This is a genomic window from Peribacillus psychrosaccharolyticus ATCC 23296 (genome assembly GCF_000305495.1).
Taxonomy (GTDB): Bacteria; Bacillota; Bacilli; order Bacillales; family DSM-1321; genus Peribacillus; species Peribacillus psychrosaccharolyticus.
Window position 1 is genome coordinate 1 of sequence record NZ_AJTN02000050.1, and the last position, 7,405, is coordinate 7,405.

The following is a 7,405-nucleotide window of genomic DNA, read 5'->3' on the forward strand; positions in this document are numbered from 1 at the left end:
CTCTTTTCACCTATCTGTTTTACTATGGTGTATTTTCCTTATCCTGTTTGATGGCTATGATTTAACTGTTTTTGGAGCAGTTATTCCAACCTTAAGCGAAGAATGGGGGACGTCACCCAGCATTTTAGGCTTGATTGGCAGCTTAACATTAGTTGGAGGATTAATTGGCTCACTTATTTGTGGCATAGCAGCGGATAAAGTAGGGAGAAAGAAAGTAATTATTGGTTGTGTGGTCCTTTTTGGTTCGTTTACTTTATTGACAGGTTTAGCTCAAGGACCAATCGATTTTGCTATCTACCGTTTTCTTGCGGGGCTTGGATTGGGAGGAATTCCACCATTATTAGTCGTACTTACCTCTGAATATTCTCCTAAGTCAATTAAGAACATTATGGTAGGGATCATGTTTAGTGGTTATTCTATCGGAGGCATATTCGTCTCTCTTTTTGGCATGAAGGTCATTCCGACAGTAGGATGGAATTGGATGTTTTTCATAGGGGCGGTTCCGTTAGTAGCCATTCCCTTCTTAATTAAATATTTACCGGAATCTCTCTATTATTATGTAGAAAAGGGAGAACATGAAAAGGCTAAAAAAATAGTAACTCGTTTAGATCCTTCCTATGTTCCACATGATACAGATCGATTTATCAATGAGCTATCAACATCTGGCGTGCCTGTTGTAAAGCTCTTTGAAAATCAACGCGGCAGATCTACGATCATGTTTTGGATCGCATGCTTTATGGGATTATTAATGGTATATGGATTGGGTACATGGCTGCCTCAACTGATGGTTGAAGCGGGCTATGAATTGAATTCCAGCTTGCTATTTTTATGCTGCTTAAATATCGGAGCCATCGTTGGTTCGGTATGCGGCGGTTGGCTGGCCGATCGAATCGGATCAAAACGAGTGTTAATCAGTTATTTTAGTATTGGGGCAGTCTGCTTAATCGTACTTGGTTTTAAACCAGGGTCTCTATTACTATATGTTTTGGTCGCGATAGCTGGGGCAGCGACGATTGGATCGCAAAATTTAAATAATGCTTACATCTCCATGTTCTACCCAACGCAGATAAAATCAACTGCATTGGGCTGGGCCTTGGGAATAGGAAGGTTTGGAGCGATAATGGGACCGACAATCGGCGGGCTGTTAATACAGTTGAGTCTGCCTATATATATCAATTTTCTTAGCTTTGCGATTCCTGCATTGATAGCAGCGGTATCGATTAGCTTTGTCCAAAATAAATATAATAGTACGATGAATCTCCAATTAAGTCCTTCTCCAAATGGCTATCAAAAGAGCAGCTAATAAAGAACCCATTTTGAACATCGTTCAAAATGGGTTCTTTTAGTGTTCACGACTATGAAAATGACAGTACCTTTGCTTCTTGAGAATCAACGATCAGTTGGACTTCTGTGCCGTCAATCGTTTCTTTTTTTAGGAGTACCTCTACAAGTTCTTCATATTGTGGGCGGTTTAAATCAATTAAACTTTCCGTCTCCTGGATTGCCTGAGTGAAAAGGGCTTGCATCTTTTGTTCTTTCTCAACTTTATTAAATGTTAAGGTAAAACCGTCTTGCAGCAGGCCGGTATCAACCATTTGTTCAAGCAGCTGCTTCGCCTGTTGAACGTCTCCACCAACACCGACACTATGTTCACCTAAGTACATTCTTTCAGCAACACCGCCAGCTACGATCATTTTAACTTGATCTAACAATTCACTTGCCGTAGCTAAATGGAGCTCTTTTGGAATGGGTGCTACATATCCTAGGGCTTCGCCGCGAGGGATGATGGTCGCTTTTCGAACAGAACCCGGTTTAGTTAGAGCTGCAATTAAGGCATGTCCACTTTCATGAATAGCCACTCGACGTTTCGTATCAGGGTCATTCAAGCTTCGTGAAGTACTGCCAAGAACAGTCCGGTCAATCGCATAATCAATATCATCTTTCTCTATTAAATCTTGTCCATTACGTAGCGCTCGTCTTGAGGCTGTTTCAAAAAGCGAGCTCAGGTCAGCACCGGAAAAACCTGACGTACTTTCAGCTAGTTTATCAAGAGATGCGAGAACTTCCAGTGACAGTTGTTTACCTTTGGCGTGTATCTCAATAATTTCCTTTCTGCCTGTTGTATCAGGCAGAGGGACCTGAAATGAGAAGTCGATCCGTCCTGGGCGTAAAAAGGCTTCATCAAGCATATCCTTTCGGTTCGTAGCAGCAACAAATAGGATGCCTTCATTAGAGTGGCCGCCGTCCAGCTGAACAAGCAATTCGGTAAGGGTCTTTTCTCCCTCTTCACCGCCATTTTGTTTTCTACGTCCAGCAAGTGCGTCTACTTCGTCAATGAAAATGACAGCAGGCGTCTGCTTACGGGCATTTTGAAATAAATTTCGAACACGAGATGCACCGACTCCGACAAACATTTCGTTAAAAGCCGAACCACTTGTTGAAAAGAAGTTAGCCCCCAATTCTTTTGCAATGGCTTGTGCCAACAATGTTTTTCCGGTACCCGGGGGACCGTATAGCAAGATACCTTGAGGGGGCTTAATACCAATCTTTGCTGACCGTTCTGGTTCTTTTAGAGTTGTGAGTGTTTGAAGGATTTCTTGTTTAATTTCAGGCTGTAGACCTCCTACATCTGCTAACGTAATAGACGGAAGGGGGCGGGCTGTTGATATAGCACTCTTGGATTTTCCTTTAATTCCAATACCGCCCTTAGATTTCTTTTGAATCGTTATAACGGCTGCTATAAGTAAACCGGCCAATCCGCCTAAAATCCAGAGACTATAGGTGTTCGTTGAAGAATATAAATAATCTATGTTATAAGTGGAAACTAATTTATTTACCATTTGGCTGTTAGGGGGGATATGTGAAACGTATGTGCCATCTGCGGTACTAATCACTAATTTACCGTTTGGCTTTTCTTTAATAGAGACATTCTGGCCCTCTTGAGCTTTAATTGTATTCTCTACTGAAGAAAAAGGAATGGTTGTCACTTGGCTTTTATCCATAGCATACCAAGTAATACCTGCTAAAATCACAAATGACAAAATAACAAATGGAAGTATTTTAGACATAAGCTTGACCTTCGAATTCAACTACTCATCTCCTTTTGGAATATACCTACAAGTATAAGAAATAATGTTAGATTATAAATGGGTAAAAGTACCTAAAAAAACAGGTAAATTATGTTATTTGTTAAATGTAGGTTTAATTTTATGAAAGGCAGGATTTGAGCATTTTGAATTTGCCGGCAGGGAATGATAAAATATAAGCATGATGAGGTGCCTTTTGTATAACACAAGGCTTTAAGAAATGAAAAATAACAAAATGAAGGCAGTTGAATACTAAATTGAGTAAATTCACCAGCGATTATATGATAACGATGAAAGATATTGTGAAGGAAGGCAGCCCAATTCTTCGCCAAGTTACGGAAGAAGTGGAGCTTCCATTATCAAAAGAGGATAAAGACACGTTGATTTGTATGATGCAATTCTTAAAAAACAGCCAGGATCCTGTTATTTCTAAAAAGTACGGACTACGTGCCGGTGTAGGCCTTTCTGCAAATCAAATTGGTCTGAATAAGAGGATGTTTGTGGTCTACTTTACGGATGAAAAAGGTGTCTTGCATGAATACACAATGATTAATCCGAAGATTATTAGTACGTCAACTTCAATGACCTATCTGCCGCAAAGCGAAGGATGCTTGTCTGTAGACCGTGAAATCGTAGGATTTGTACCAAGATATGAGCGCGTCAAGGTGAAGGCAATAGATATCGAGGGCAAGGAATTCACAATACGATTTAAAAAATTCCCAGCAATTGTTTTCCAGCATGAAATGGATCACTTAAACGGTATCATGTTCTATGATCGAATTAATCAAGACAATCCGTTTAAGCTCCCCGAGAATGTTGATATAAACAGTTTATAATTAAAAAAACAGACACCCTGTTATTTTTTAGGGTGTCTGTTTTTTTAAAAAGTTTCAGATACTCGGTAATGAGTGTTCAAATCTTGAAAGATTGCTCTACTCATTTCCTTATATCCTTCAGATGTAAGATGAATGCCGTCATCTGATATTAATTGATTGAGATTACCTGCTTCCTTCAAGTAAGTCCGGACATCAATCAGTGTTACATTTAATTCCACTGCTAATTGTTTTAATCGGCGATTATACATCCCATGCCAATGTTCTATACCGCCAACGCTCGAAACCCAATGGGCGATTGATGGACCAAATTGAGCACAAATTGACCGATAATATCGGGCAGGATCGAGAGGTGGAAGCGTAATTAAAAACGGAGTAATATGTTTATCTTGAAATTCAGAAATAATTGCAGTCAGGTTCTCTACATAACGTTCAATTGGAACAATCGGTTCATGTTCCCCGTCTGGCAGAGCAGCCACTTCATCCCATCTAAAATTACAATCATTGCCCCCGACATTTATTAATACCGCATCAGGATTTTCAGATAGAACATCTTTATCAATACGATTTACCAGAAGGTCTGAGTTATCATTAAATACACCTTTATTGATTACTTCTATAGAGGGGAATGATTCAACAAGATTTGCTAGTATATTTGGGTAGTTTTGTTTTATAATTCTCAGTCTGCCTTTCACAATGGATATTCCTCTAGTTAGACTGTCACCAAAACAAATAATCTTCAATTGGTCTCTCTCCTATCCGTTCCTAACTCTCCTTCTAGTTTAGTAGCAATTCATAGATTCGACAATGGATATGACTTCCTAAATGTTGAGAATTGGTGAACTTTTTTAAAAAGCATGCTAAGTATTCCTGACGGAGAAAACCCGTGCAGAGGCTTCGTTTTAAAGCTTATATACCCGGGATTCGGCGAAAAAAAACAACCCTCTAAATAAGAGGGCTGTATAGTTTAATTAGTATTTTGTTCAATTTTCGGTTCTGCTTCAACCCGGGCATTGCCCATGAAGAAGACGGTGATGATTGCTATACCAATAGGAATTAAAGCGAGCAAGAACGTTAATGTTATGGAATCCGACAAAGCATTAACAATTTTATCGAGTATCTCAGGTGGAATTTGAGAGCGTGTGTCGGATTGGAACAGCTGCCGCGGATCGTCGAAATTCATAGCTGCTCCCTGACCGCCCATCCCTTTGAATGTTTCCGCCATTTTATTAGCAAATGAATTCGTCTGAATAGCACCAAAAATGGTGATTCCTAAGGTCATCCCGAAAGAACGCAGGAACGAGTTGGTCGAGTTAGCTGAGCCGCGATAACGCGGGTCAAGTTTGTGGATTGAGGCAGTAGGTAACAGTGAAAAGGAGAAACCAACGCCAAATCCGACAATAATCATATAAATTGTCAACAGCGTTCTGCTGGTATTGGGTGTTAATGTGCCAAGCAGGAACATTCCTGCAAAGAATGAAAAGACAGATACAGTCATAAGGGTGCGGAAGCTCGTTTTTGTTTGGAATATCCCTCCGCCGGCACTGCCTAGAACGCTTCCAAGCATCATTGGCATTAAGATTAAGCCAGCATTTGTAGCAGAACCGCCATAGACAGCCTGAACAAAGATTGGAATATATACGGTCAGAATAATAAATGTAGCACCATAAAGAATCGCAAGGATTTGCGACGTAGCGAATAAGCGTTTCTTAAACATCCAAAACGAAATGATTGGATCACTTGCTCTTCTCTCAAAATAGAAGAAAAGGATAAAAAATAGTGCAAAACTTGCAAACAGGGAGATAATTGGAGTAGAGCTCCAACCATATTGTCCCCCAAGCTCCAGAGCAAACATTAAACTGACAACCGCAATAACAAGGGTAGCAGCCCCGCCCCAATCAATTTTTTGTTCTTTATGTGAAGAAGATTCTTTATAATAAGTAACAATAAAGAATAATGATACAAGACCAATAGGTACATTCACATAAAAGATCCAATGCCAGCTTAGTGTGTCAGTAATAAAGGCACCCAATAATGGGCCTAGAACGCTTGAGATACCAAAAACGGCACCAAGCAGGGCAGTCATTTTACCACGTTTATTAGCAGGGAAAATATCAAATACAATGGTAAAAGCAATCGGCATCAATGCGCCGCCTCCAATACCCTGAATCGCCCGAAAAATACTGAGCTGCGTCATAGACTGAGCCAATCCGCATAAGGCAGATCCGATTAAAAACATGACTAGACCAAATACAAAGAAGCGTTTCCTTCCATACATATCGGATAGTTTTCCGAATATGGGCATTCCAGCCATCGTTGCAACAAGGTAGGCAGATGTAACCCAGACAAATTTATCAAAATCACCTAAATCGGATACGATAGTACCCATAGCCGTAGCGACAATGGTATTGTCCATAGATGCCATGAAAATTCCCAGTAATAGACCGGCGACAATGAATGATTGCTTATTATTTTTTTCAGCTAGCAAAAGGCTCTCCTCCTTAGTTAGGTATTACTTGCTTTTGTGCTTTGTGAAATGTATACGTTAGAATGAGTAAAAAAAATAATCTTGATCATCAAGATAAGTTCAAGTTTAGTTGGAGGGACAAGCTAATGTCAAGAGATAACAGCAGAAAAACAGATCAGTTAGAGAGTTTGACACAACAACTGCGAAAGTACGGAATGAGGTCTGTTTTGTTTCAACAAAATATGGCCTTGAAACTTGGAGTTTTTCCTACTGATCTTAAGACGGCAGATATCTTGAATGAAACCGGACCCATCACAGCGGGAGAGCTAGCTAGAATTACCGGGCTAAGCACGGGTGCAGTGACAGCACTAATCGATCGCCTTGAAAAGGCAGGCATTGTCAAGCGTGAAAAGGACCCTAAGGATGGACGCAGAGTCGTTATTGCACCTGTTTCAAAACGTCATCAAGAAATCTTGGAACATTATCAAACGCTGGCACAGGCTACGAAAAAAATGTGTGTGAATTATGACGAAAAAGAAATGGACTTAATTCTTACTTTTATCCATAATATCACAACGATTATGGAAGACGAACTCGAGAAATTAACAATAGAACGGGATAGCAGCCTATAGGCAAATGTCACATTAAAATTTTAATTGAAAATGATTATCAATATCTGTTAGAATGATAAAGGAAATAAGACGGGAAAAAATGACGAGGGAGTTTTGGAGTATGAATACAATTAAATCCACTGTGGCTGTTCTATTGACTACGAGTTTATTATTTGGGTGTGGACAAAAAGAAGAAGCAACGCCTGCTGCAGATAAAACGGAGAAAACCGCGGCAGCCTCAAGCAATTTAGATCAAGTTTCAGCTGAATATAGAGACTATGCCATTCTTGAGATTGAAGAGTTTGTAAAAGAAACAGAAGCATTTACAAATGCCGTTATCTCAGGGGATATTGAGAAGGCAAAGGAATTATATGCACCTGCAAGAATGCATTATGAACGAGCTGAGCC

The 7,405-nt window shown here is 39.9% G+C and carries 7 protein-coding genes; 4 read left to right on the forward strand and 3 right to left on the reverse strand.

Annotation, left to right across the window (positions count from 1 at the left end; genetic code table 11):
- Positions 1–1,303: MFS transporter (locus WYK_RS04965; protein WP_040373485.1), on the forward strand; the 1,303-nt coding region annotated here is incomplete at its 5' end.
- Between the two features lie 52 nt (positions 1,304–1,355).
- On the opposite strand, the gene WYK_RS04970 is transcribed toward WYK_RS04965, so the two are convergent.
- Entirely contained in the window at positions 1,356–3,089 is a 1,734-nt protein-coding gene (locus WYK_RS04970; protein WP_040373486.1) for an AAA family ATPase, read from the reverse strand.
- A gap of 254 nt (positions 3,090–3,343) precedes the next feature.
- Here WYK_RS04970 and def point away from each other — a divergent pair, with 254 nt between their 5' ends.
- Entirely contained in the window at positions 3,344–3,922 is a 579-nt protein-coding gene (gene def / locus WYK_RS04975; protein WP_040373487.1) for a peptide deformylase, read from the forward strand.
- 44 nt (positions 3,923–3,966) lie between these two features.
- On the opposite strand, the gene WYK_RS04980 is transcribed toward def, so the two are convergent.
- Together WYK_RS04980 and WYK_RS04985 are read right to left on the reverse strand one after the other, a co-directional pair.
- Positions 3,967–4,662, reverse strand: a complete 696-nt coding sequence (locus tag WYK_RS04980; RefSeq protein WP_040373488.1) for an SGNH/GDSL hydrolase family protein — start codon at positions 4,660–4,662, stop codon at positions 3,967–3,969.
- A gap of 224 nt (positions 4,663–4,886) precedes the next feature.
- Positions 4,887–6,407: an MDR family MFS transporter gene (locus WYK_RS04985; RefSeq protein ID WP_040373489.1), complete on the reverse strand. Its 1,521-nt coding sequence runs from the start codon at positions 6,405–6,407 to the stop codon at positions 4,887–4,889.
- A 125-nt stretch (positions 6,408–6,532) separates the two neighbouring features.
- Between WYK_RS04985 and WYK_RS04990 the strand changes: the two genes are divergently transcribed.
- Complete coding sequence (locus tag WYK_RS04990; protein ID WP_040373490.1) at positions 6,533–7,018, forward strand: MarR family transcriptional regulator; 486 nt, start codon at positions 6,533–6,535, stop codon at positions 7,016–7,018.
- Between the two features lie 100 nt (positions 7,019–7,118).
- Positions 7,119–7,405, forward strand: a 287-nt coding sequence (locus tag WYK_RS04995) for an imelysin family protein (protein ID WP_040373491.1), incomplete at its 3' end; no start/stop codon positions are given.

What these genes read in the sequence shown, in the direction of transcription:
- WYK_RS04990 (WP_040373490.1), top strand. Translation starts at nt 6,533, where the DNA reads ATGTCAAGAGATAACAGCAGAAAAACAGATCAGTTAGAGAGTTTGACA.